The organism is Dokdonia sp. Asnod3-C12, assembly GCF_045063975.1.
Lineage (GTDB): Bacteria > Bacteroidota > Bacteroidia > Flavobacteriales > Flavobacteriaceae > Dokdonia.
The window spans coordinates 2,815,241-2,838,414 of the sequence record NZ_JBEFNY010000003.1; the positions used below are offsets into that span (position 1 = coordinate 2,815,241).

At 37.7% G+C, this 23,174-nt stretch carries 20 protein-coding genes; 16 read left to right on the plus strand and 4 right to left on the minus strand.

The genetic code is table 11. The features are described 5' to 3' along the window. The first annotated feature begins 2 nt into the window (after positions 1 to 2). From ACJJVW_RS12745 to bshA, 7 genes are all read left to right on the plus strand, one after another. Positions 3 to 1,349 carry a 4Fe-4S dicluster domain-containing protein gene (locus tag ACJJVW_RS12745; protein ID WP_405252308.1) on the plus strand — a complete coding sequence of 449 codons (1,347 nt, stop codon included), beginning with the start codon at positions 3 to 5 and terminating at the stop codon, positions 1,347 to 1,349. Beyond that, the gene (locus ACJJVW_RS12750) at positions 1,339 to 1,680 is read left to right on the plus strand and encodes a hypothetical protein (RefSeq protein ID WP_298323987.1); all 342 of its coding nucleotides are present in this window, start codon (positions 1,339 to 1,341) and stop codon (positions 1,678 to 1,680) included. Before ACJJVW_RS12745 ends, ACJJVW_RS12750 begins: the two co-directional genes overlap by 11 nt. Further along, positions 1,673 to 2,107, plus strand: a complete 435-nt coding sequence (locus ACJJVW_RS12755; RefSeq protein ID WP_013749573.1) for a phosphoheptose isomerase — start codon at positions 1,673 to 1,675, stop codon at positions 2,105 to 2,107. The genes ACJJVW_RS12750 and ACJJVW_RS12755 overlap by 8 nt, the downstream gene beginning before the upstream one ends. Positions 2,108 to 2,140: 33 nt before the next feature. Then, the gene (locus tag ACJJVW_RS12760) at positions 2,141 to 2,932 is read left to right on the plus strand and encodes a (Fe-S)-binding protein (RefSeq protein WP_013749572.1); all 792 of its coding nucleotides are present in this window, start codon (positions 2,141 to 2,143) and stop codon (positions 2,930 to 2,932) included. Positions 2,933 to 3,130: 198 nt separating this feature from the next. Next, complete coding sequence (locus ACJJVW_RS12765) at positions 3,131 to 3,625, plus strand: ABC transporter ATPase (protein ID WP_298323995.1); 495 nt, start codon at positions 3,131 to 3,133, stop codon at positions 3,623 to 3,625. A gap of 147 nt (positions 3,626 to 3,772) precedes the next feature. Next, the gene (locus tag ACJJVW_RS12770; protein WP_405252310.1) at positions 3,773 to 6,694 is read left to right on the plus strand and encodes a glycoside hydrolase family 3 N-terminal domain-containing protein; all 2,922 of its coding nucleotides are present in this window, start codon (positions 3,773 to 3,775) and stop codon (positions 6,692 to 6,694) included. A gap of 93 nt (positions 6,695 to 6,787) precedes the next feature. Then, entirely contained in the window at positions 6,788 to 7,918 is a 1,131-nt protein-coding gene (gene bshA, locus ACJJVW_RS12775) for an N-acetyl-alpha-D-glucosaminyl L-malate synthase BshA (RefSeq protein ID WP_298324001.1), read from the plus strand. On the opposite strand, the gene ACJJVW_RS12780 is transcribed toward bshA, so the two are convergent. Further along, positions 7,919 to 8,413, minus strand: coding sequence for a hypothetical protein (locus ACJJVW_RS12780; RefSeq protein WP_298324004.1), 495 nt, complete (start codon positions 8,411 to 8,413; stop codon positions 7,919 to 7,921). Positions 8,414 to 8,503: 90 nt separating this feature from the next. Here ACJJVW_RS12780 and ACJJVW_RS12785 point away from each other — a divergent pair, with 90 nt between their 5' ends. Continuing rightward, positions 8,504 to 11,419, plus strand: coding sequence for an FAD-binding and (Fe-S)-binding domain-containing protein (locus ACJJVW_RS12785; RefSeq protein WP_405252312.1), 2,916 nt, complete (start codon positions 8,504 to 8,506; stop codon positions 11,417 to 11,419). Positions 11,420 to 11,447: 28 nt separating this feature from the next. On the opposite strand, the gene ACJJVW_RS12790 is transcribed toward ACJJVW_RS12785, so the two are convergent. Beyond that, positions 11,448 to 12,260, minus strand: a complete 813-nt coding sequence (locus ACJJVW_RS12790) for a UDP-2,3-diacylglucosamine diphosphatase (RefSeq protein ID WP_298324009.1) — start codon at positions 12,258 to 12,260, stop codon at positions 11,448 to 11,450. Between the two features lie 172 nt (positions 12,261 to 12,432). On the opposite strand from ACJJVW_RS12790, the gene aroC reads away from it, so the two are divergent. The 4 genes from aroC to ACJJVW_RS12810 all read left to right on the plus strand — a co-directional run bounded on the left by aroC (position 12,433) and on the right by ACJJVW_RS12810 (position 16,799). Then, a complete protein-coding gene (aroC, locus tag ACJJVW_RS12795) occupies positions 12,433 to 13,497 on the plus strand; it encodes a chorismate synthase (protein WP_405252315.1) in 1,065 nt (354 codons plus the stop codon). Positions 13,498 to 13,629: 132 nt separating this feature from the next. Beyond that, positions 13,630 to 15,075: a dicarboxylate/amino acid:cation symporter gene (locus tag ACJJVW_RS12800; protein WP_405252317.1), complete on the plus strand. Its 1,446-nt coding sequence runs from the start codon at positions 13,630 to 13,632 to the stop codon at positions 15,073 to 15,075. 119 nt (positions 15,076 to 15,194) lie between these two features. Continuing rightward, positions 15,195 to 15,974 carry a hypothetical protein gene (locus ACJJVW_RS12805; RefSeq protein WP_405252319.1) on the plus strand — a complete coding sequence of 260 codons (780 nt, stop codon included), beginning with the start codon at positions 15,195 to 15,197 and terminating at the stop codon, positions 15,972 to 15,974. A gap of 6 nt (positions 15,975 to 15,980) precedes the next feature. Beyond that, entirely contained in the window at positions 15,981 to 16,799 is an 819-nt protein-coding gene (locus ACJJVW_RS12810) for a hypothetical protein (protein WP_405252321.1), read from the plus strand. A gap of 20 nt (positions 16,800 to 16,819) precedes the next feature. On the opposite strand, the gene ACJJVW_RS12815 is transcribed toward ACJJVW_RS12810, so the two are convergent. Continuing rightward, positions 16,820 to 17,674, minus strand: coding sequence for a DUF5694 domain-containing protein (locus ACJJVW_RS12815; RefSeq protein ID WP_405252323.1), 855 nt, complete (start codon positions 17,672 to 17,674; stop codon positions 16,820 to 16,822). Between the two features lie 92 nt (positions 17,675 to 17,766). On the opposite strand from ACJJVW_RS12815, the gene ACJJVW_RS12820 reads away from it, so the two are divergent. The 4 genes from ACJJVW_RS12820 to ACJJVW_RS12835 all read left to right on the plus strand — a co-directional run bounded on the left by ACJJVW_RS12820 (position 17,767) and on the right by ACJJVW_RS12835 (position 22,496). Next, positions 17,767 to 18,621, plus strand: a complete 855-nt coding sequence (locus ACJJVW_RS12820) for a family 16 glycosylhydrolase (protein ID WP_405252325.1) — start codon at positions 17,767 to 17,769, stop codon at positions 18,619 to 18,621. Between the two features lie 43 nt (positions 18,622 to 18,664). Beyond that, positions 18,665 to 19,351 (plus strand): HAD family hydrolase, encoded by a 687-nt coding sequence (locus tag ACJJVW_RS12825; RefSeq protein ID WP_405252327.1) that lies wholly within the window; start codon positions 18,665 to 18,667, stop codon positions 19,349 to 19,351. Between the two features lie 147 nt (positions 19,352 to 19,498). Beyond that, on the plus strand, positions 19,499 to 19,888 hold the full coding sequence (locus ACJJVW_RS12830) for an acyl-CoA thioesterase (protein WP_405252329.1): 390 nt from the start codon (positions 19,499 to 19,501) through the stop codon (positions 19,886 to 19,888). A gap of 109 nt (positions 19,889 to 19,997) precedes the next feature. Beyond that, positions 19,998 to 22,496 carry a zinc-dependent metalloprotease gene (locus tag ACJJVW_RS12835; RefSeq protein ID WP_405252331.1) on the plus strand — a complete coding sequence of 833 codons (2,499 nt, stop codon included), beginning with the start codon at positions 19,998 to 20,000 and terminating at the stop codon, positions 22,494 to 22,496. Between the two features lie 2 nt (positions 22,497 to 22,498). Here ACJJVW_RS12835 and ACJJVW_RS12840 read toward each other — a convergent pair whose 3' ends face one another. Continuing rightward, complete coding sequence (locus tag ACJJVW_RS12840) at positions 22,499 to 23,116, minus strand: M15 family metallopeptidase (protein WP_405252333.1); 618 nt, start codon at positions 23,114 to 23,116, stop codon at positions 22,499 to 22,501. Between the last annotated feature and the right edge of the window lie 58 nt (positions 23,117 to 23,174).

A 23,174-nucleotide genomic window follows, 5' to 3' on the forward strand; every position in this document is an offset into this window, starting at 1 on the left:
ATATGCAATACGTACAAAACATCATTTTTCTCATTGTTCTAGTTTTAGGAGTTGGTTTTTTTGTTAAAAACATCAAGAAACTTCTACGTAATATTAATCTAGGAAAGGACGTAGATCGATCCGATAACAAGCCAAAACGCTGGCGAAACATGGCGAAAATTGCCTTGGGTCAGTATAAAATGGTAAAGAGACCAGTTTCTGGAATTTTACACGTAGTTGTTTACGTAGGTTTTATCATTATCAATATTGAAGTCCTCGAGATTATCATAGATGGACTTTTTGGTACTCACAGAATTTTTAGTTTTCTAGGCGGACTTTATGACTTCTTAATTGGAAGTTTTGAGATTCTTGCATTTCTAGTACTTGTTGCCGTAATTATTTTCTGGCTTCGTCGTAATGTGATGAACATAAAACGATTCTTAAGTCCAGAACTTAAAGGATGGCCTAAGTCTGACGGTAACATCATCTTATATTTTGAGGTGGTATTAATGGGTTTATTTCTTACAATGAACGCCGCAGATTTACAATTGCAAATGATGGGAGCAGATCATTATGCTTCGGCAGATGGTAGTATTACAGGTGCATTCCCAATAAGTAGTTTTATTGCTCCACTTTTTGACGGAATGTCAATAAGCGCACTTGTGATTGTAGAGCGTGCTGCATGGTGGATACATATTGTAGGTATCTTGATTTTCTTAAATTACCTATATTATTCAAAGCACTTACACATTCTTCTAGCATTCCCAAATACTTGGTATGCTAAGCTTAAACCTCAAGGAGAGTTTGATAACCTTAAAGCGGTAACAGATGAGGTAATGCTTATGATGGACCCAGATGCAGATCCTTTTGCAGCTCCAGCCGAAGGTACCGAGGAGGTTGAGGTTGGGAAATTTGGAGCAAGTGATGTGACAGATCTTAACTGGGTGCAACTTATGAACTCATATAGCTGTACAGAATGTGGTCGTTGTACAAGTGAATGTCCTGCAAACCAAACTGGAAAAAAATTGAGCCCTCGTAAAATCATGATGGATACACGTGACCGTCTTGAGGAAGTAGGTAAAAATATAGATGAAAATAATGGAGTATTTGTGATGGATAACAAGCAGTTGCTTGATGATTATATCACAAAAGAAGAGCTTTGGGCTTGTACTACATGTAATGCATGTGTAGAAGCTTGTCCTATAGGTATCGACCCATTAAGTATTATTGTTGATATGCGTCGTTACATGGTAATGGAAGAAAGTGCAGCGCCTACAGATTTAAATAACGCGATGACAAACATTGAGAATAATGGAGCGCCATGGCCGTTTAACCAGATGGATAGAGGTAACTGGATTAATGAAGCATAGATATTTTATAGTTGTAGGGTTATTGTTGAGTTTCGCTTTCGCGAAAGCGCAATCTCCTACAAAGAATTATAAAATTGATAGCTTACAATTTAAAATGTACACGCGTCTTTTTGTAAATGAACAGTTACAAGTAGATAGTGTTACCGTAAAAAAGATTTTTTGTGATTATTGTAGTGACTCTCAAATGGGTGTGCTACGTGAAGAAGCAATGAGGCAATCCCTTATAGAGCGCTATAATCCAAAGTATAATAAACCAGGAGAACACAGACTGGCACTTTATGTGAGATTTAGTAAAGAAGATTTTAAGAATTTAAACGACAACCATGAATAAAGAAGACGTAGACAAGATGTTAAGTGAGAAACTAGAGGATGGTGAACACGTAAGTCCGGTGCTTCCAGAGGGAGTCAAAAATTACTTAATTGATATAGATGGTACCATTACAGAAGATGTTCCTAATGAGGAGCCAGAACGTATGGGTACATGTGAGCCATTTCCAGATGCGCTTAAAACATTAAATAAATGGCATGATGAAGGTCATATTATTTGCTTCTTTACCTCTAGAACAGAAGAGCACAGAGCGGTTACTACAGAATGGCTTAACCGTCATGGGTTTAAATTCCATAGCTTACTTATGGGGAAACCTAGAGGAGGTAACTATCACTGGGTAGATAATCACTTAGTAAAAGCAACTCGTTACAAAGGGAAGTTTACAGACCTTATCGAGAAGAAAGTAACTATTGAAGTTTTTGAAGATTAATTAAATACCGTTTTTTACACGGAATACAAGAATATGAGCGAGACACTTAAAGTACCCACTATGGCCGAGTATGTGGCGCTAGGAAAACAACCAGAAGTATTATTTTGGGTAGGTTGTGCAGGAAGTTTTGATGATAGAGCAAAGAAGATAACAAAGGCTTTTGCACGTATCTTAAATAAAGCAAATGTAGATTTTGCAGTATTAGGAGCAGAAGAAAGCTGTACTGGAGATCCAGCAAAACGCGCTGGAAATGAATTCTTATTCCAGATGCAAGCTGTGACCAACATTGAGGTGCTTAATGGATATGAAGTTAAGAAAATAGTAACGGCTTGTCCTCACTGTTTTAATACTCTCAAAAATGAGTACCCATCATTAGGTGGAAATTATGAAGTAGTACACCACACGCAATTTTTAAAGTCATTATTAGACGATGGCCGCCTTACGGTAGAAGGAGGTAAGTTTAAAGGAAAGCGTATCACTTTTCATGATCCTTGTTATTTAGGTCGTGCAAATGGAGTATATGAGGCGCCAAGAGATTTACTACGTAAGCTTGATGTAGAGCTTGTAGAAATGCGTAAGTGCAAGACTAACGGTTTATGTTGTGGAGCTGGTGGAGCACAAATGTTCAAAGAACCAGAGCCAGGAAATAAAGACGTTAACATAGAGCGTACGGAGCAAGCACTCGAGGTAAAGCCTGATATTATTGCTGCTGGATGTCCTTTCTGTAATACGATGATGACAGACGGAATAAAAGGTAAAGAAAAAGAAGGTAGCGTCGAGGTAATGGATGTTGCCGAAATGATAGCATCTGCCGAAGAATTATAGAGGCTATGAATGATAAGGATAAACCTAGTCAGAAGCCGGATTTGTTCGATAAGTTCGTTCATATTATAGCTACTCCTGGCAGTATAGTACTCCTTATAATTATTGTAAGACTCACATATCGATACTTGAAGTACGATAGTTTTAGTTTATTTTAAAGCGGATTAATTTCCGCTTTTATTTTTAAAAACAAATATAAAAATGCTTGTAGATTTTAATTCACTTTCTGACTCATCAAGAATCTGGTTATATCAATCTGATCAAAAATTTACAGAAGAACAAGTAGCTCAACTAGAGAAAGATATGGCTACTTTTTTAACAAGTTGGACAGCTCACGGAGCAAGCCTAAAAGCTGGTTTTGAGATTAAATATGACCGCTTTATTGTAATAGGTCTTGACCAGTCTGAAGCTGCTGCAACAGGATGCTCAATTGATAGTCAAGTGCGTTTTATCATAGCGCAACAAGAGGAGTTAGGTGTAGACTTATTAGATAAAATGAATGTGACCTATTATCAGAATGATCGTATTCATTATAAAACACTGCTTGAGTTTAAGAAGATGGTTAAAGATGGTGCGGTAAGTAAAAACACTATAGTTTTCAATAACCTTGTTGCAAATGTAGGTGAGTATAAAACTAATTGGGAGATTCCGGCAATAGATAGCTGGCATTCTCGTTTTCTCAAGAAGGGTAAATAGAAGTGACGTGAAGGTCTTAAGATGTTGTTAAGATTTGCACGCTTTCGCGAAAGCGTACCTCAAACCCTTTACTTTTATATTAGAATGTAATAAGCGCTATCTGGCGTTGTTATTGCAGTCGTTTCTACAACTTAAAATATTGCATTTATGGCGCCTAGACGCATTATCACCATATTCTTCTTCTTATTTGTTTCCGTAATTTCTTATGCTCAAGAGCGATACCCGCTCTATGCAAATGACATTATTGCGCAGCGTAAATGGGTAGATTCTGTTTATATGCAAATGACACCAAAGGAACGCGTGGGACAGTTATTTATGGTTGATGTGTTCTCTAGTGATCCTAAGGCTAAAATTGATAAAATTAAAAAGCTTATCAAAGAAGAACACATAGGCGGACTTATATTTTCTAAGGGTGGGCCTATGCGTCAAGCAAAACTCAATAATGAGTTTCAAGACCTTGCAAAAACGAAGCTTCTCATAGGGATGGATGCAGAGTGGGGACTTGCGATGAGATTAGATAGTACCTACGCCTTTCCTTGGAATATGACGCTAGGAGCTATACAAGATAATAATATCGTAAGGAAAGTAGGAAAGCGTATAGGAGAGCATTCTAAGCGTTTAGGAGTACACATTAATTTTGCTCCAGTGGTTGATATCAATATCAACCCTGCAAATCCTATTATAGGGAACAGATCTTTTGGCGAAGATAAAATCAATGTTACAGAAAAAGCAATTGCCTTCATGGAAGGAATGCAAGAAGCTGGAGTCTTAGGAAGTGCAAAACACTTCCCAGGTCACGGTGATACAGATAAAGACAGTCATAAAACACTACCTACACTTAACTTCACTAAAGAACGTCTCCAGAGTGTAGAGATGTATCCATATAAGCCAATTATTGAGAATGGTATTGCGAGTATTATGGTTGCACACCTTAATGTGCCAGCTCTCGTACCAGAAGTGGGAGTGCCTACAAGTATCTCACCTACTATCGTGACAAAAATGCTTAAGGAGGATTACCGTTTTCACGGTTTGATATTTACAGATGCTTTGAATATGAAAGGCGCTGCAAATTTTAAAGAACCTGGAGATATTGATCTAGCAGCTTTTGAGGCAGGAAATGATATTTTATTGATAAGTGAAGATGTACCTTCTTCATCTGCCAAAATTATTAAGGCTCTTGAGTCTGGTAAGATTACAGAAGAGAGACTAGCGCACTCGGTAAAGAAAATTTTATATGCTAAGTATAAAGTGGGCTTAAACAAATACAAACCCGTAGTCACAAAATACCTTCTTGATGATCTTAATGCACGTATAGATGACGTGGTTTATAGTGAAGCTATAGAAAATGCAATAACCGTTACTAAGAATAACAATAATGTGCTTCCTGTAGTAAACATTGACCAAAAGAAAATTGCATATTTAGGGCTAGGTGATGATGACGGATCTGCATTTAAATTCCAACTACGCAAGTATGCACAGGTGGATGAGATAAAATCTAAAACACTTGAAGCGGCTAAGAAAGAATTAAAAGATTATAATTATGTTATCATAGGTTTTCACAGATCTAACGCAAACCCTTGGAAATCTTATAAATTTTCGGCAGAAGAAATTAGATGGATTACAGAGATAGCAAAAACTAAAACTGTTGTTTTGGACCTTTTTGTAAGGCCTTATGCAATGCTAGATTTGCAAAATAGCGCAGATATTGAGGCTATAATTCACAGTTATCAAAATAGCCAGCTAGCCCAAGAAAAAAGCGCCCAACTTATTTTTGGAGCTATACCTAGTAAGGGAAGGTTACCAGTGTCTCTAGGTAAAACGCCTATAAGAACCGGTTTACAATCTGGAACATTAAGAAGACTTTCATATGGAATCCCAGAAGAGGTTGGTCTTAATGCAGACACGCTTAACATTAAAATTGATTCCCTTGTAAATCTCGGAATCAAAAGAGCTATGATGCCAGGTGCTCAGGTACTAGTGGCCCGTCGTGGTAAAGTGATTTACGATAAAAGCTTTGGGTATCACACCTACAATAAAAAGCGCGCTGTACGTCCAGAAGACTTGTATGACATTGCTTCTATGACAAAAATACTCGCTTCTTTACCTTTATTGATGGAGCTTGAGAGCGAAGGATCTATTGCTTTAGAGGATAAATTAGGCAACCTGATACCTGCACTAAAGGGGAGTAATAAGGCAAATATCACACTCAAAGATGCGCTATCACACTATGGTCGTTTCAAGGCATGGATCCCTTTTTATATAAGTACGCTAGATTCTGTTACAAAAAAGCCACTTGATGATTATTATAGCACAGCATACTCAGAAAATTATAATATCAAAGTTGCCGAAAAAATGTATCTCCGTACAGGGTACGGTGATACACTAGTTAAGAAAATAGCAGATAGTGATCTTCGTTCTAGATTATCCTATAAGTACAGTGACCTTCCTTATTATTTGATGAAAAGATTTCTAGAAGATCACTACAATGATAATCTTGATGAAATTACAAGATCACATTTTTATAACGCATTAGGAGCAAACTTTACAGGCTACAGACCATTGCGCAAGTATGCCAAAGATATGGTTGTACCATCAGAAAACGACTCTTACTGGCGCAACCAGAAAGTACAAGGCTATGTGCATGACATGGGAGCAGCCATGCAGAGTAATATGGGTGGTCATGCTGGTTTATTTTCAAACTCAAATGACGTTGCCAAAATGATGCAAATGTATCTTCAAAACGGATACTACGGTGGTAAGCGCTACTTTTCAAAAGAGACCATGGATCGCTTTAATACTTGTTATTACTGTGATAATAATGTGAGACGAGGTGTAGGTTTTGATAAGCCACAATTGAGCGGTGGTGGTCCTACTTGTGGTTGTGTGCCTATGACGAGTTTTGGGCACAGTGGTTTTACGGGTACATACACTTGGGCAGATCCAGAAAACGAACTTGTCTATGTGTTTCTATCAAATAGGACATTTCCTACGATGGATAACCGTGCACTCATAAAATCTGGTTTGAGAACCAAGATTCAAGAAGTCATTTATAATGCTTTAATTGATTAAATTTGAAGTGCTATTTATATACTCGTATTATAAGTGATATGATGTGAGTACGCTTTCGCGAAAGCAAGAAAGAAATCTACCAAAAATCCTGTTATGAAAATTGCAATTGTCTGTTACCCAACCTTCGGAGGAAGTGGAGTAGTAGCAACAGAACTAGGAATCGCTTTATCAAAAAGAGGTCACGAAGTACACTTTGTAACGTACAAGCAACCTGTGCGCCTAGCTTTATTAAATGACAATATTCATTTTCACGAGGTAAACGTTCCAGATTATCCGCTTTTTCATTATCAGCCATATGAGCTAGCACTTTCTAGCAAGCTGGTAAAAATCATTAAGAAAGAGAAAATTGATATTTTACACGTACACTACGCGATTCCTCACGCATATGCAGGATACATGGCAAAGGAAATGCTCAAGCAAGAAGGAATTCATGTACCTATGGTGACGACGCTACATGGTACAGATATTACCCTTGTAGGTAGTCACCCATTTTACCGTCCGGCAGTAAGTTTTAGTATCAATAATAGTGATGTGGTAACTTCAGTTTCAGAAAGTTTAAAGCAAGACACACTGAGACTCTTTGAAATAACAAGAGAAATAGATGTGGTACCTAATTTTATAGATTTTGGAGCAGTAACAGACACTTTTACAGAGTGTCAGCGTGATTTAATGGCAAATGAAGGGGAGCGTATTGTTACGCATGTGAGTAATTTTAGAAAGGTAAAACGCATCTCAGACGTGATCGAAGTTTTTTATCGTTTACAATTAGAGATTCCTTCTAAGCTACTTATGGTAGGTGAAGGTCCAGAAAGAGAAGCTGCAGAGGAGCGCGTAAAGGAACTTGGTATAGAAGATAAAGTACGTTTCTTAGGAAACAGTAATGAAGTAGATAAAATTTTATGTTTTTCTGATTTATTCCTACTGCCATCTGAAGCAGAAAGCTTCGGACTTGCGGCGCTAGAAGCTATGGTAAATCGTGTCCCTGTGATTTCAAGTAATGCAGGCGGTATTCCAGAAGTAAATGTAGATGGAGTGACCGGTTACTTATCTAACGTAGGTAACATTGCAGATATGGCTCAAAATGCTATCAGAATTTTAGAAGATGATGATACGCTTGAGAAGTTTAAAACAAACGCAAGAAAAGAAGCGGCCAAGTTTGATATACAAAACATTGTGCCGCTTTATGAATCTCTTTATAAGAGAGCTTTAGAGAAAGTCTCTTAATTAAAATAGGTAACGTATCCCTAACGCTACGTCAAATTCAAGACTATCGTCAAAGTCATTTAATATCCCTACTTCTGGTCTAAAATCTAGAGATAATAGTAATGGGATATCAAAACGATACTCAATACCTATATCTCCAGCCGCGTTTACAAAAAACTCATTGTCATCATCGTCAAAAAATGGAGCGTCGTTATCCACATCAAAAGCGCCTACAGATGCACCTACACCTGCATACCAGTTAAAACCGCCATCAATGTTCCATACCCACTGGTAAATTCCAGTTCCTTTTACTGCATCAAAGTTGTTTCCAGATCTCCAAGCTAGTCCTAACTCTAGTCTGTTGTTTTCACTTAAAGCTCTTTGGTAATTTACTTCTGTGCTAAATCCGTCGTTGTCTCCTATTCTCAATCCTATTGCATTAGGAGAGATTTCTTGAGCATAAACTATCCCACTTAATCCTAGAAAAAGTAGGGCAATAACTAGTGTTTTTTTCATTGTAATTGTTTGTTTGAATTGGCAAAACTATTGGTAATTATATAGTCATAACGTTAAGGGCTACATAAAATTTTAGTTACTTTTATCTTAATGAAAATGGGCCTAAAAAATTTAGAAAATCAGTTAGAAGGAGAATTACATGTAGATCAACTACATAAAATTATCTATGCAACAGATGCATCTGTTTATCGCAAGATTCCGCTTGCTGTTGCCTTTCCTAAGACCGTAAATGATATTAAGGAGTTATGCGCTTTCGCGAAAGCGCAACAGATCACCCTTATCCCAAGAACGGCAGGAACTTCGCTTGCTGGACAATGTGTGGGAGATGGTATTGTGGTAGATGTGTCTAAGCATTTTACAGAGATTATTCATTTTGATAAAGAAAAGCAGCAGGTAACAGTACAACCTGGTGTTATAAGAGACGAACTCAATTTATTTTTAAAGCCCCATGGTCTGTTTTTTGGACCTAATACGTCTACTGCAAACAGATGTATGATAGGTGGAATGGTGGGAAATAACTCCTCTGGAACCACCAGTATCAAGTACGGTGTTACAAGGGATAAAGTCATTCGATTAAAGACGGTATTATCAGATGGTAGTGAAGCTATTTTTGAAGAACTAGATGTAACTGGCTTTCGCCAAAAATTGAACCTTGACAACTTGGAAGGTTCCATTTACAAAAGAACAAATGATTACTTTTCTCAAAGTATCGTTCGCAATGAGATTAAAGAGCAGTTTCCCAAACCCGAAATCCATCGCCGAAATACCGGTTACGCACTTGATGAAATTGCTAATGCTGCGCCATTTGAAGAGCACGGAAAGCCTTTTAATTTCTGTAAACTATTATCTGGGAGTGAAGGTACACTTGCATTTACCACAGAGATCACCTTGCAGTTAGATGTGCTACCGCCTGCTTTTGGTGTTATGGTTGCAGGGCATTACAAGGATTTAGATTCATGTTTACAGGCTGTGGTACCCGCCATGAAGCATGATCTTTATACTTGTGAGATGATGGACAAGGTGATTCTAGATTGTACAAAGAACAATCGTGAGCAAGAGAAAAATAGATTTTTTATAGAAGGTGATCCGGCAGCAATTCTAATGTTTGAACTCAGAGATCAAACCATAGAAGGCGCTCGAGAACAGGCGAATAAACTTATTGAACAATTAAAGCTAGAAAGCGATGGGTATGCGTACCCTATCCTAGAAGGTCATGAAATTGCTCAAGCGCTTGAATTACGCAAAGCAGGCTTAGGTCTTTTAGGTAATATGATAGGTGATAGAAAGGCCGTTGCATGTATAGAAGATACAGCGGTAGCGCTAGATGATCTTGCGCCATATATAAGTGAATTTACTGCGCTCATGAAAAGACATGAGCAAGATGCCGTGTACTACGCCCACGCTGGTGCCGGAGAGATACATTTACGTCCTATTCTTGATCTCAAAACTTCGCAGGATGTAGCGCTTTTTAGACAGATAACTACAGATGTAGCGCATCTGGTTAAAAAATACAATGGCTCAATGAGCGGCGAGCATGGAGATGGTATCGTGCGCGCAGAGTTTATCTCTATGATGGTAGGTGATGAAAATTATGAGGTAATGAAAGCTTTAAAAAAAGCTTTTGATCCCCATCAAGTATTTAATGCTGGAAAAGTAATCGATGCTTTCCCGATGGATGAAAGCTTGAGGTATGAAGTAGATCGCAAGGAGCCAGCGGTAGAGACACTCATGAATTTTGAGGATAACCAAGGAATTCTAAGACTTGCCGAAAAATGTAATGGAAGCGGCGATTGTAGAAAATTACCAAGTGCAGGAGGGGCGATGTGCCCTAGTTACAGAGCAACAAGAGACGAGAAAGATACTACTAGAGCAAGAGCAAATGCGCTAAGAGAGTTTCTAACTACATCAGATAAGTCTAATAAATACGACCATACAGAATTAAAGGAGGTCTTTGACCTTTGCTTAAGCTGTAAAGCCTGTGCTAGTGAGTGCCCTAGTAATGTGGATGTAGCTACACTAAAAGCTGAGTTTGAGTATCAATATCAGAAAGCTAACGGGAGCAGTCTTCGTACAAAACTGTTTGCAAACACGACAAAAATCAATAAACTAGGAGCATTTTCTCCTAGAATATATAATACACTTCTTAAAATAACTGCAGGTATAGCAAAAGCTAGCTTGGGCATAGCACCAGAGCGAAGTCTACCTTTATTAAATGTATTTTCAGATTCCGCAGATGTATCTGGAAAAGCTAATTCTAGTGTAAATCAGAAATCGAAAAGTAAAACAAAAGTCATTTTATATATTGATGAGTTCACTCAGTATCTAGATGGAAACATTGGTCAAGATGCTTTAACGCTGTTACGTCGCCTTGGTTATGAGGTGGAAGTTGTGACTAACCATGATAGTGGGCGCTCTTACATTTCAAAAGGATTTCTTGAGGAGGCTAAGACACTGGCAAATAAGAATATTGAACTATTCAAGGATTTAGCTGAAGACAGTGTAATTCTAGGCATTGAACCTTCGGCTATTTTGTCATTTAGAGATGAGTATCTTAGGCTTGCAGATGATGTGGAGGTTGCTCAAAAGCTTTCGGCACAATCATTTTTAATTGAAGAGTTTTTACATAGTGAAATCAAACGAGGGGTTATTACCTCCGAGCAATTTTCGGCGAAAGCCAAAAAACTAAAAATACATGGTCACTGTCACCAGAAAGCACTTTCCTCAGTGTCACATACTTTTGCAATTCTTAACCTTCCTTTAAATTACACTCCTACTATTATCCCTTCGGGTTGTTGTGGTATGGCTGGTAGCTTTGGGTATGAAAAAGAACATTACGCGGTGAGTATGAAAGTGGGTGAGCAAACGCTATTTCCTGCTGTAAGAAAGGCTAGTAATGATACCATTATTGTTGCAAACGGTACAAGCTGTAGACATCAAATAAAGGATGGTACTGCACGTGTAGCTTTACATCCTATAACGGTATTAAATGATGCGCTTTTAATGTAATTTTCAATTAAGCTCTGACTGAAATTTATTAGTTAAAAATATCTGGTTGGAACATGCTAGGCTCAAGGAGAACTTTTGAGGTATTGTTACGTTTATTATTTTGGTTTTCTCTATAGTAATTGAGACTCCATTTGCTATTATTATATTCTAGGTAGCTCAAATTTTCTATCCAGTCACCACTATTTAAGTAGAGTGTACTTCCTTTTTGATTATGTACTAATCGCTTTGCGGGTTGATGTATATGACCGCAAATAACGTAATCAAATTTGTTTTCTATAGCGAGATCTGTTGCTGTTGTTTCAAAATCATTGATAAACTTCACTGCTCCTTTTACACTATTCTTAATCTTTTTTGAGAGAGAGTATTTCTCTCTTCCCATACTTATAAGCCATTTGTTAAGAAGCCTATTAAATAGAATCAAGAAGTCATAACCCCAACCGCCTAGTTTTGCAATCCATTTAGTGTGCTGTATAGAAACATCAAAAACGTCACCATGAAAAAACCAAGCTTTTTTACCATCTAGATTAAGCACAAGCTTATCTATAAGGTGTATATTTCCCATAGTAGCATCACTAAATTTTCTAAGCATCTCATCATGATTACCTGTGATGTAATACACGTGAGTTCCCTTAGAAGCAAGTGTGATTATTTTTTTGATGACTTTGAGATGCTCTTTAGGGAAGAAACGTTTTCTAAACTGCCAGATGTCAATGATATCACCGTTTAAGATGAGTATTTCTGGTGTGATAGAATTTAAATATTGGCAGACTTCTGCAGCGTGGCAGCCGTAAGTGCCTAGATGTATGTCTGATAGTACAGCAATTTCTACGGGTCTTTTCACCGAGATTGTTTTGCTTGTAAGATCTTTAGAATTTTAGATAGGGTGGTAAATTAGACGTTAAGAAGTATAAAAGTTATAGTTATTTAATAGAGACCAAGTTAATTAATCATTAAGTGAGTTTTTAGCTTTTGATTATGGCCTTTTCAATTTACATTTGTTAAAAACACATACGATGGCAGGTAATACGTACGGAACTATATTTAAGGTCACAACTTTTGGAGAATCACATGGTAAGGCTATAGGTGGAATTATAGATGGATGTCCTGCCGGTTTGAGCATTGACTTTGATGCGATTCAGCACGATTTAGATCGTCGTAAGCCTGGTCAATCTAAGATTGTAACACAACGTAAGGAACCAGATACCGTAGATTTCTTATCAGGAATTTTTGAGGATAAAACAACGGGAACGCCTATTGGGTTTCAAATTGTAAATACTAATCAGAAATCTAAGGATTACGGTCACATTAAAGATACCTACAGACCTAGTCACGCAGATTACACCTATGATAAAAAGTACGGGAACCGTGACTACCGTGGCGGAGGAAGATCTTCGGCAAGAGAAACTGCCAGTCGCGTTGTAGCTGGAGCCATTGCAAAACAATTTTTGAAAGGGATGTCATTTCACGCATTTACAAGTGCTGTGGGAGATTTATCTATGGATACACCATATCAAGATCTTGACTTTAGCGAGATTGAAAAAAATGATGTGAGGTGTGCAGATCCCGCTTTCGCGAAAGCTTGCGAAGAAAAAATTAAAGAAATAAAAAAACAAGGAGACACCATAGGAGGTGTGATTACTTGTGTGATACAAAATGTGCCTGTAGGTCTTGGAGAGCCAGTTTTTGATAAACTTCATGCAGAGCTAGGAAAAGCAATGCTATCTATAAATGCTGTAAAGGGTTTTGAATACGGAAGCGGTTTTGAAGGAGCAACTATGAAAGGAAGTGACCATAATGATCATTTTAATACAGATGGAACTACTAAAACTAACCTGAGTGGCGGTGTTCAAGGAGGTATTTCTAACGGGATGGATATTTACTTTAAGGTAGCATTCAAGCCAGTTGCAACTGTAATGCAAAAGCAAGAAACTATTAATGCAGCCGGAGAAGTGGTGGAAATGCAAGGAAAGGGAAGGCACGATCCGTGTGTGGTACCTCGTGCAGTGCCTATTGTAGAGGCGATGGCAGCACTTGTAATAGCAGATTTTGTACTACGAGATAAATCTATTAGATTGTAGAAATAAAATTGCGAGGAATGGTAAGTAGTAAAGCTGTTTGCCTCTGAGGGATTTATAGTATTTTGAAATAAATTTAAACATCACATATTCAACTCACTAGTTGGGTTTTCATTCAAGAAGGAACTACTACCTATGAAAAAATTAGCACTACACTGGAAGATTATTATTGGTTTAATTTTAGGTGTGGTTTGGGCACTGGTGTCTTCTTCGGTAGGATTGAGTGAATTTACTATTAATTGGATTGCTCCTTTTGGGACTATTTTTATTAATCTTTTAAAGCTTATTGCAGTTCCTTTAGTACTGTTCTCTATCATCGCTGGAGTTGCTGGTATAGGTGATCCTTCTAGTTTAGGTAGAATGGGTGGTAAAACATTGCTAGCATACCTCATTACAACATTACTAGCGGTAGGACTAGGATTAACACTTGTAAATATTGTTAAGCCTGGAGCGCTTGTAGATCAAGAAAGCCGTATAGATAATAGAATAAGTTATGAGCTGTGGGCTCAAGAACAAGGTGTAGAGATTAAAGATGGCGTAAATTATTTACAAGATCCTCAGTTTATGGAACGCGCTGGACGTGTAAACGAACTGGTAAAAACAAAAGGAGAGGACGCTACCGTTGCGGAAAAAATGAAAACTGCAAATGCCACTAAAGATGCAGGCCCTTTACAGCCTCTTATAGATCTCGTACCTCAAAACTTCTTCAAAGCACTTACTGATAATGGATTAATGTTGCAAATTATCTTCTTTGCGATATTTTTTGGGATTAGCTTGCTGTTTATTCCTAAAGAAAAGTCTGGACCAGTCATTAAACTAGTAGATAGTGTCATGGAGGTCTTTTTAAAGATGGTAGATTTTGTGATGCAAGCTTCTCCATTTTTTGTATTTGCATTACTTGCTGGTGTTATAAGTAAGATGGCAGGTGACGACATAGGAAAAGTGGTAGAAATATTTAAAGGACTCTCATGGTACTCACTTACAGTGTTCTTAGGCTTAATGCTTATGATATTTGTAATGTATCCGCTTATTATTAAAATCTTTGTACGTACCATTCCTTATAAAGGCTTTTTTAAAGCAATGGGTCTTGCGCAAACTACAGCTTTCTCTACCTCAAGTAGCGCCGCGACACTTCCTGTAACGATGGAGTGTGTGGAGGATAACTTAGGAGTAGATAAGAAAATAACAAGTTTTGTGCTTCCAATAGGTGCTACTGTAAATATGGATGGTACAGTTTTATATCAAGCTGTAGCAGTTGTTTTTCTTGCACAACTTCACATGATTGACCTTACTATAGGGCAACAACTTACTATTGTACTCACGGCGACACTAGCCTCTATAGGATCTGCAGCGGTACCTAGTGCAGGACTTGTGATGCTAATTATTGTCTTAGGTTCTGTAGATTTAAATCCAGCTTGGATTGCGATTATCTTTCCTGTAGACCGTATTCTTGATATGTGTAGAACGGTGGTAAATGTTACTGGAGATGCAACGGTTTCTTCCATTATTGCAAAAACGGAAGGAATGCTTAATTATGATGATACTGTAAATCCAGACGACGCCTTTAATCCTGATAAATAGGTAGTTAGGCGAAAAGTTGGCTTAAAAAATGTTTGTAGGGGAAATCTTCATTACTTTCATAATCCCAGACTACTATATTGTAAGTTAGATACTTAGCTGTGATATTTAAAATCATAGTTATGAAAGTCTTTATGTTTTCTTTGTTGCTACTAGCAACTTCATTTTCGTATGCCCAAGTTGGTATAGGAACCACTACACCCTCTGATGCTGCTATGCTCGAAATAAGTGGTGTTACTACAGCTGGTGCTTATAAAGGGTTTATACCTCCTAGAGTAGCAACTACGGCAAATCAAGCAAGTATCGCACCTACTACTACAGATATAGGTCTAATGGTTTTTGTAGAAGAAACCGGCTGCCTCGATTTTTGGACTGGTACCACATGGGAAAGTATCTATTGCTCAGGAGGTCCCTCAGATATTTGGATTAATGAATTTCATTATACAAATGGTGGGACAGATGTAAATCAGTTCATAGAAATCGCTGGTCCAGCTGGTTTAGATATATCTGGTTATTACTTGGTGAGATACCGTGCAGATACGGGACAACCGTATGGCATAATTCTAACACTTTCAGGCACTATAGATGATGAAGAGAATGGCTACGGAGCTGTTTCTGTAGATGCCAATTTAAGAAATGATACAAGCGGTTTCGCACTTGTAGGGCCTGACGGTAAGGTGATACAGTTTTTGAGTTATGAAGGAACTATCACAGCTACTGGTGGACCAGCAAACGGACTTACATCAATTAATGTAGGTGTAGTAGAGAATACAAGTACAACAGCAACACAATCTATACATCTTACAGGAACAGGCAATTCTTTTATGGATTTTTCTTGGAGTACAAGTGCTACAGGTCAAAGTACAGCTGATTTGAAGAATATAGGACAAACTTTTAATTAGAAGATTATGAGTTTTTCAAAACAGTGTTTGTGTCTAATTGGAGTGATTTTCTATTCATTTGTTGTAGTAGGCCAAGTAGGAGTAGGTACAAGAAACCCCTCAGAAAAGTCGATGCTTGAAGTAAGTAGTCAGGTAGATGGTGCTGGAGCTTATTTAGGTTTTATGCCACCACGAATTCCATCTGATGCGGCTAGAGATGGTATACCAACAACTATCGCAGATAAAGGTATGATGGTCTATGTAGAAGCTACTGGATGTATTGATATTTTTAATGGAGAATTTTGGGGACATATAAAATGTGCTTCAGAAATTCCTGTGAGAACAGATATTTGGATAAATGAAATTCATTATGATAATGCGGGAGTAGATGCAGGCGAATTTATAGAAGTCGCTGGTGTTGCGGGACTGGATATAAATGGATATTCTGTGGTGTTATATAATGGGAACAATACCTCTCCATATAATACTACATTTCTTTCCGGTCTTATAGGTAACGACACTGGTAATGGTTTTGGCTTTACACTTATTAACTATCCACCTGGTGGAATTCAAAACGGAGGACCATCTCCTGATGGTATCGCACTTGTAAATCCTGCAGGTAAACTCATTCAGTTTTTAAGTTATGAAGGTGCGTTTACTGCTACGGCTGGAGTGGCAGCGGGAATAACTTCTATAGATATAGGAGTAGAAGAAGAAGGTACAAACCCCGCAGGCGAATCTCTACAACTTACCGGTGGGCCAGGTAATATGTATGCTAATTTTAGCTGGACAACTTCTGCTACTAGTACTCCTGGAGCAGCAAATAATGGTCAGAGTTTCAATTAGGAGTTATTTGGTGTTTACACCTATAAACTATCAAATTCTATGTATTCAAATTCTGGAGAGGCTTCATAAAGATGTCTAAGTATCGATGCATGACCATTACCTATTATTACCAAAACCCTATCATTATTATCATTAGTGATTTTCTGGATGTTGTTAAAGATTCTAAGATTACGATCATACCACCAAGTAGCAAGGTGATCTGCTCCTTGACCATCGCCAGTTTCAAAAGAACCTGTTAAGTACAAACCATAATTAAAATTATGAGCGGCTCTCGTATTCATTCTTTTAAAATAATCGAGGAGTGGTAGCTCCTTGGTGAGTTTATCATCTTGCTCAAAAGATTTTTCTGCCATCTCCCAGTATGGATCAGATACTTCCCAATCTATCTTTCCAAAAAGCTCTTTAAAAGTAATAGAATCTCTTTCCCATAGTTCGCTTCGCATATTTCCAGCATCCACGGGATATAAAGAGTCTATAGATAACTCTTGCGCGATACGCATGCCAAGCTGGTAGCGCTCATCGCGCTCATTATTTTTGAGTCCATTTTTGTAGTCTTTAAATTTCTCGTTCGTGTTCCACTGAGGAAAAGCTTCTATAGCAATTTTAGTAGGATTAAAGCGCTTTATATAGTTGACTAGCGCTGTTACTTCAGATTTTTTAGGCTCTGTAAGAATATCTATTTTATCACTTTCTGCAGTTTTGACTTCATCGAGGCCAGGATAATCAAAATGAAATGTACCCACTACAAGTACCTTAGCCCTTTCTTGGTTATAGAAAGAGTCATAGCTAGCAACAGACGGATTTTCAGAGAATTTTGGCTCGACTTGTACACAAGAAGCCATTAAAATTGTACTTAATAGAATAACGTATTTCATGGTGTGGTTGTTTACTCATATTGATCCATTTCATTTATGATTGTTACAGTTATATTGTATTTTTAAACTTTATAAATTCACACCATATTATCATGAAAAATAGCATCCTTCTAATATTTATTTTTACAGCTATTGTGAGCTGTAAAGAAACAAATCAAAACAATAAGGAATTAGAGAGTAATGTTGAACAAGTAGAATCCTCTTCTCAAGAAGCAACAGAAACTAAAAAGTTAAAGTGGAGTGAAGAATTTAATGGTACAACTGTAGATACCTCGCAGTGGAATTACAAAACAGGTGCTACTGGGTGGGGAAATGACGAATTACAAAATTATACAGATGGGAATAATGTTGAGGTGGCAGATGGGTCTCTCAAAATTATTGTAAAGAAAGAGGGCGAAGGTCAAAAAGTAGGCGATTATACTTCTGCTAGAATTACAAGTACTCAGAAAGTGCAATATGGTCACGTAGCCATCAGAGCAAAGATGCCAGATTATAAAGGAAAAGGTATCTGGCCTGCATTATGGATGCTTGGAGCAGATATTACAGAGATAGGATGGCCACAATGTGGGGAGATTGATGTGATGGAGTATGTAAGTAAGAATCCAGATCAAGTATTACAAACTATACATAGTGTTGCAAATAACCACTCTAATGGAACACAAATTTCAACAGATTTTATTGCGCTTCCTACTATCGAAGAGGAGTTTCACATTTATGGATTGCTGTGGAAAGAAGATCAACTTCAATTTTACATAGACAGCCCAGATAACATCACGCTTACCATAGATCGTCCAGAAGATTATAATAATGAAAACTGGCCTTTTATGAAGGAGTACTATTTTATACTCAATATTGCCGTTGGAGGTAATCTTGGAGGTGAGGTAGACGACCTTATATTTCCGGCAGCAATGGAGGTAGATTATGTACGTGTGTACGAATTGGATTAAAGGAATTATTACGCTTTCGCGAAAGCGTGCTTAAAACAATACCATGAACAACATTCATACGATTGCCTTTGATGCAGATGATACCTTATGGGTAAATGAAACTTTTTTTCGTGATGCCGAAGATGAGGTGTGCAAGCTACTGAGCCCGTATATTGACTATGAGTCGTGCCAGCAACGACTCTTTGAAATGGAAATGCGTAATCTCTCTCTTTACGGATACGGGATAAAGCCCTTTACTTTATCATTAATTGAATGTGCGCAAGAAGTTTCTGAAGGGAAGGTGACTAATAAGATTATTGCAAGCATTATAGATATAGGTAAGGAGATGCTTAACGCTCCTGTAGATCTTATTGATGGTATTGAAGAGGTGCTTGAGAAGCTTTCTGATAAGTATAAACTTGTAGTAGCTACTAAGGGAGATCTTCTCGACCAAGAGCGTAAACTTGAAAAATCTGGACTTTCAAAATATTTTCATCATATAGAAGTAATGTCAGATAAACAGCCGGCAAATTATCTAAAGCTAGTAAAACACCTAGATATCAGCCCAGACACCTTTCTTATGATAGGTAATTCATTAAAGTCTGATGTGCTGCCAGTCTTAGAAATAGGAGGTCATGCATTTCATATTCCTTTCCACACTACATGGGCGCATGAGCAGGTAGATATAGAGATTACTCACGAGCGTTTTAAATCTTTTGGAACGTCTAGCGAGATTCTTAAGCATTTATAATGTCAATTTTATGATAGCCATTTCATAAATACTGTTCATATTTATGAAGATTATTGATGATCTGGTAAAATGAGTTTTTTAAGTACGCTTTCGTGAAAGCGTGACACATCTTTTTGCTAACTTTAAATAAATCTCAACCTAGATATTATGAATTTTCACACACGTAAATGGATAAAACCTGAAGACTTAAATCCTAATGGAACACTCTTTGGCGGAAGGCTCTTAGAATGGATTGATGAAGAAGCGGCGCTTTATGCCATCATCCAACTTGAAAATCCTAGGACGGTTACAAAGTACATGAGTGAGATTGATTTTCGCTCTAGTGCCAAAATAGGTGATATTATTGAGATAGGGATTGAAGCTACTGCTTTTGGTACAGCATCACTCGCATTAAGATGCGAGGTGCGCAATAAGATGACTAGAGAGATTATTATCAGTATTGAACGTATTGTAATGGTAGGTCTAGATGAAGATGGAAAGGCGCAGGCACATGGTAAAACACAAATAGAATTTGTAAAAGATAGACTGGACAAATAGTGAGTGATAAACACTAATGTTAATACGTCCGTTTTCTGTTAATGTTATCTAAAATTAATCTTGCTCGTTGCAGTCAATTCTTATTTTCGGAGTACTTTAAACAAACTCCATGAAAAGAATACTACTTCTCTGTCTCATTACTACCTTTTTTAATGTTCAAGATTCTTTTGCACAACGCAAAGAATTAAGAAAGCGTAAGTCAAAAAATAAAAAAGAGCAGGTTGCAACTCCTAAAAAAGCTGATAAGGGTGCAATCAAATCATATACTGATGTAATTACAAAAGAAGCAGTTACAGATTCTGGCTTATTTCAAGTACACAAAATCAAAAATAATTTTTATTACGAAATCCCATTTACTGCGCTTGAAAAAGACATGCTATGGGTGACTCGTATTGCTCAAATTCCTAACGGACTAGGAGGTGGTTATATGAATGCTGGTTCAAAAACTAACGAGCAAGTTGTACACTGGCAGCGTTTTCAAGATAAGGTCTTACTTAAGATAAAGTCATACACCAACATTGCAGATAGCAGCAAGGCGATAAGCAACTCTGTACGTGTAAACAATTATGAACCTACATTATATGCTTTTGATGTAGAAACTTTCAATCAAGACTCTACTGCCGTAGTCATTGATGTTACAAAATTATTCTCTACAGACGTAAAAGCGATTAGTCCGCTATCTGGTCGTTTACGTAAGGAATACAAAGTAAAAAAGCTTGATGGTAGCCGTAGCTTTATCAACAGTGTTAAGAGTTTTCCAGAAAACATTGAAGTAAAGCAAGACTTTACGTATGATGCCTCAGAGCCACCTACAGAACGTTCTGCAGAGAGTATCAGTTTGCAAGTAAATCAATCTATGATTTTACTTCCAGAGGTGGCAATGCAACCTAGATTGTATGACCCACGTGTTGGTTTTTTTACTGTAAATCAGTTTGATTATGGAAGCGATGCTTTAAAAGCAGATGAGAAAACATACATACGTCGCTGGAGACTAGAGCCTAGTGATCCAGAAGCGTATAAAAGAGGTGAGCTGGTAGATCCAGTAAAGCCTATTGTCTACTACTTAGACCCAGGAACGCCAGAAAGCCTTAAAGAGTACATTAAACAAGGAATAGAAGACTGGCAAAAGCCTTTTGAAACTGCAGGATTTAAAAATGCAATCATTGCAAAGGATGCGCCTACACCAGAAGAAGATCCAGATTTTAGCCCAGAAGATATAAGATACTCTGTTGTAAGATATGTAGCAAGCACTACGCGTAATGCGGTAGGACCAAGTGTTTCAGATCCACGTAGTGGTGAGATTATAGAAAGTGATATTATCTGGTATCACAATCACCTGCGCAGTTATAGAAATAGATACCTCCTTGAAACAGGAGCAGCAAACCCAAGCGCGAGAACGCTAGATACTCCAGAGGAAGAGATAGGAGAGATGATGCGTATGGTTATTGCTCATGAGGTAGGTCATGCATTAGGTTTTCCACATAACATGGCAGCAAGTTATGCATATGATGTAGAATCTTACAGAGACGGAGCTTTTACACAAGAAAACGGGATAGCAGCTAGTCTTATGGATTATGCTAGATATAATTATATAGCGCAGCCAGGAGATACAAACATCCGTTTTGTACGCCAGATGGGGCCTTATGATCATTATGCGACTAACTGGGGTTACCGCTGGTTACCAGAAGCTTCTTCACCGTTAATGGAAAAAGCAACCCTTAATAAGTGGATTCAAGAAAAAGCTGGAGATCCTCGTTTTAAATTTGGCCGACAGTCTAGTAGTTTTGATCCGCAGTCACAGACGGAATCTATAGGTAATGATCCTGTAAAAGCAAGTACTTACGGAATTAAGAACTTGCGTTATGTAGCACAAAATCTTCCAAGTTGGACATCAGATAAAACAAACGACTATGGAGATCTAGAAGAACTTTATGGAGAGCTTGTAGGTGTCTATAGCAGATTTGTAGGTCATGTAGTTACAAATATAGGAGGAGTTTTTGAAGATATTAAAATGCCTTCACAATCTGGAGTAGTGTACACGCACCTAGATAAAGCTGCACAAAAAGAATCTATGAGCTGGTTACAAAACAATCTTTTTGAAACTCCTACATGGCTTGTAGATCCAGCGATCATGCAAAACATAGATCACGCAGGATATGCAGAGAAGGTGAGAAGAACACAATCACGCTATCTTAATAGAATTTTGAGTTTTGACAGAATAGGTCGTCTTATAGATGCAGAGACTACGCAAACAGATTACTATAGCGCTCTTGATATGCTTTCAGATCTTAGAAATGGTATCTGGTCAGAAACTAGCAGAGGCACTTCGGTAGATCTTTATCGTCGTAATTTGCAGCGTTCTTACTTAGATAGAATGGAGTTTTTAATGACGGACCAAGGTCCAAAAGCTAGATCTGGAAGATCTGGTTTTGAAGGAACTCTATATTACGATGTGAGTGTATCAGATGTAAGGCCACTAGTAAGAGGTGAGTTAGGAAGACTGCGTAACAAGCTACGTTCTGCACGCAATAGCAATGTGAATACGATTACAAAATATCACTATGAAGATGCTATTGCACGCATAGAGCAATTACTAGATCCTAAATAAAATTACTCACAGTCAAAATCGATGTCGAGCACTTTGAGACCATAGTTCTTTGCATCATAATTAAAATGCCACCACTCTGTACGAATAGGTGAGAAGCCAAATTTTTTCATAACAGACCATAGCTGCTTTCTATTTGCAGTTATGGTCTCATTATGTGGATGATCAATATGAGCAGCTTTACCAAAAAAGTCATAGTCACTCCCCATATCTAGCGGAGTGCCCTCAAGCTTAACAATAGTCATATCTATAGCAGCACCACGATTATGTATGGAACCACTACCATATGGATTTCCTACGTAACCTGGATTAGGATAAATTTCCCACATTTTTTTCTGTACAGATAATGGTCTGTAGCAATCATATAGCTTTACCATGTAGCCTAACTCACAGAAGTAATTATTTGCATCAACAAGCGCCTCTGCCACCTCGGGTATGAGTAAGCATTGCACACAGTCATAAACCGTTTGTTTTAAAAAATTATCATCTGTAGCATAACGTACATCGTATGCAAAAGTTGAGTCAAACTGGTCTATATTTACCAGCGGACTTTCATCATCACTTTGGAAGGTTAGAAAAAAAAGGGCCGATACTACTAAAAAAAGCGTGCGATACATTCTCATACTGGAAAATTACGATTAATTTGGTTTTTTTCACGCTTTCGCGAAAGCGTAATTTCAT

What these genes read in the sequence shown, in the direction of transcription:
- aroC (WP_405252315.1), top strand. Translation starts at nt 12,433, where the DNA reads ATGGCAGGTAATACGTACGGAACTATATTTAAGGTCACAACTTTTGGA.
- ACJJVW_RS12805 (WP_405252319.1), top strand. Translation starts at nt 15,195, where the DNA reads ATGAAAGTCTTTATGTTTTCTTTGTTGCTACTAGCAACTTCATTTTCG.
- ACJJVW_RS12765 (WP_298323995.1), top strand. Translation starts at nt 3,131, where the DNA reads ATGCTTGTAGATTTTAATTCACTTTCTGACTCATCAAGAATCTGGTTA.
- ACJJVW_RS12785 (WP_405252312.1), top strand. Translation starts at nt 8,504, where the DNA reads ATGAAAATGGGCCTAAAAAATTTAGAAAATCAGTTAGAAGGAGAATTA.
- ACJJVW_RS12755 (WP_013749573.1), top strand. Translation starts at nt 1,673, where the DNA reads ATGAATAAAGAAGACGTAGACAAGATGTTAAGTGAGAAACTAGAGGAT.
- ACJJVW_RS12745 (WP_405252308.1), top strand. Translation starts at nt 3, where the DNA reads ATGCAATACGTACAAAACATCATTTTTCTCATTGTTCTAGTTTTAGGA.
- ACJJVW_RS12830 (WP_405252329.1), top strand. Translation starts at nt 19,499, where the DNA reads ATGAATTTTCACACACGTAAATGGATAAAACCTGAAGACTTAAATCCT.
- ACJJVW_RS12825 (WP_405252327.1), top strand. Translation starts at nt 18,665, where the DNA reads ATGAACAACATTCATACGATTGCCTTTGATGCAGATGATACCTTATGG.
- ACJJVW_RS12780 (WP_298324004.1), bottom strand. Translation starts at nt 8,413, where the DNA reads ATGAAAAAAACACTAGTTATTGCCCTACTTTTTCTAGGATTAAGTGGG.
- ACJJVW_RS12835 (WP_405252331.1), top strand. Translation starts at nt 19,998, where the DNA reads ATGAAAAGAATACTACTTCTCTGTCTCATTACTACCTTTTTTAATGTT.
- ACJJVW_RS12760 (WP_013749572.1), top strand. Translation starts at nt 2,141, where the DNA reads ATGAGCGAGACACTTAAAGTACCCACTATGGCCGAGTATGTGGCGCTA.
- ACJJVW_RS12750 (WP_298323987.1), top strand. Translation starts at nt 1,339, where the DNA reads ATGAAGCATAGATATTTTATAGTTGTAGGGTTATTGTTGAGTTTCGCT.
- ACJJVW_RS12820 (WP_405252325.1), top strand. Translation starts at nt 17,767, where the DNA reads ATGAAAAATAGCATCCTTCTAATATTTATTTTTACAGCTATTGTGAGC.
- bshA (WP_298324001.1), top strand. Translation starts at nt 6,788, where the DNA reads ATGAAAATTGCAATTGTCTGTTACCCAACCTTCGGAGGAAGTGGAGTA.
- ACJJVW_RS12840 (WP_405252333.1), bottom strand. Translation starts at nt 23,116, where the DNA reads ATGAGAATGTATCGCACGCTTTTTTTAGTAGTATCGGCCCTTTTTTTT.
- ACJJVW_RS12770 (WP_405252310.1), top strand. Translation starts at nt 3,773, where the DNA reads ATGGCGCCTAGACGCATTATCACCATATTCTTCTTCTTATTTGTTTCC.
- ACJJVW_RS12810 (WP_405252321.1), top strand. Translation starts at nt 15,981, where the DNA reads ATGAGTTTTTCAAAACAGTGTTTGTGTCTAATTGGAGTGATTTTCTAT.
- ACJJVW_RS12815 (WP_405252323.1), bottom strand. Translation starts at nt 17,674, where the DNA reads ATGAAATACGTTATTCTATTAAGTACAATTTTAATGGCTTCTTGTGTA.
- ACJJVW_RS12800 (WP_405252317.1), top strand. Translation starts at nt 13,630, where the DNA reads ATGAAAAAATTAGCACTACACTGGAAGATTATTATTGGTTTAATTTTA.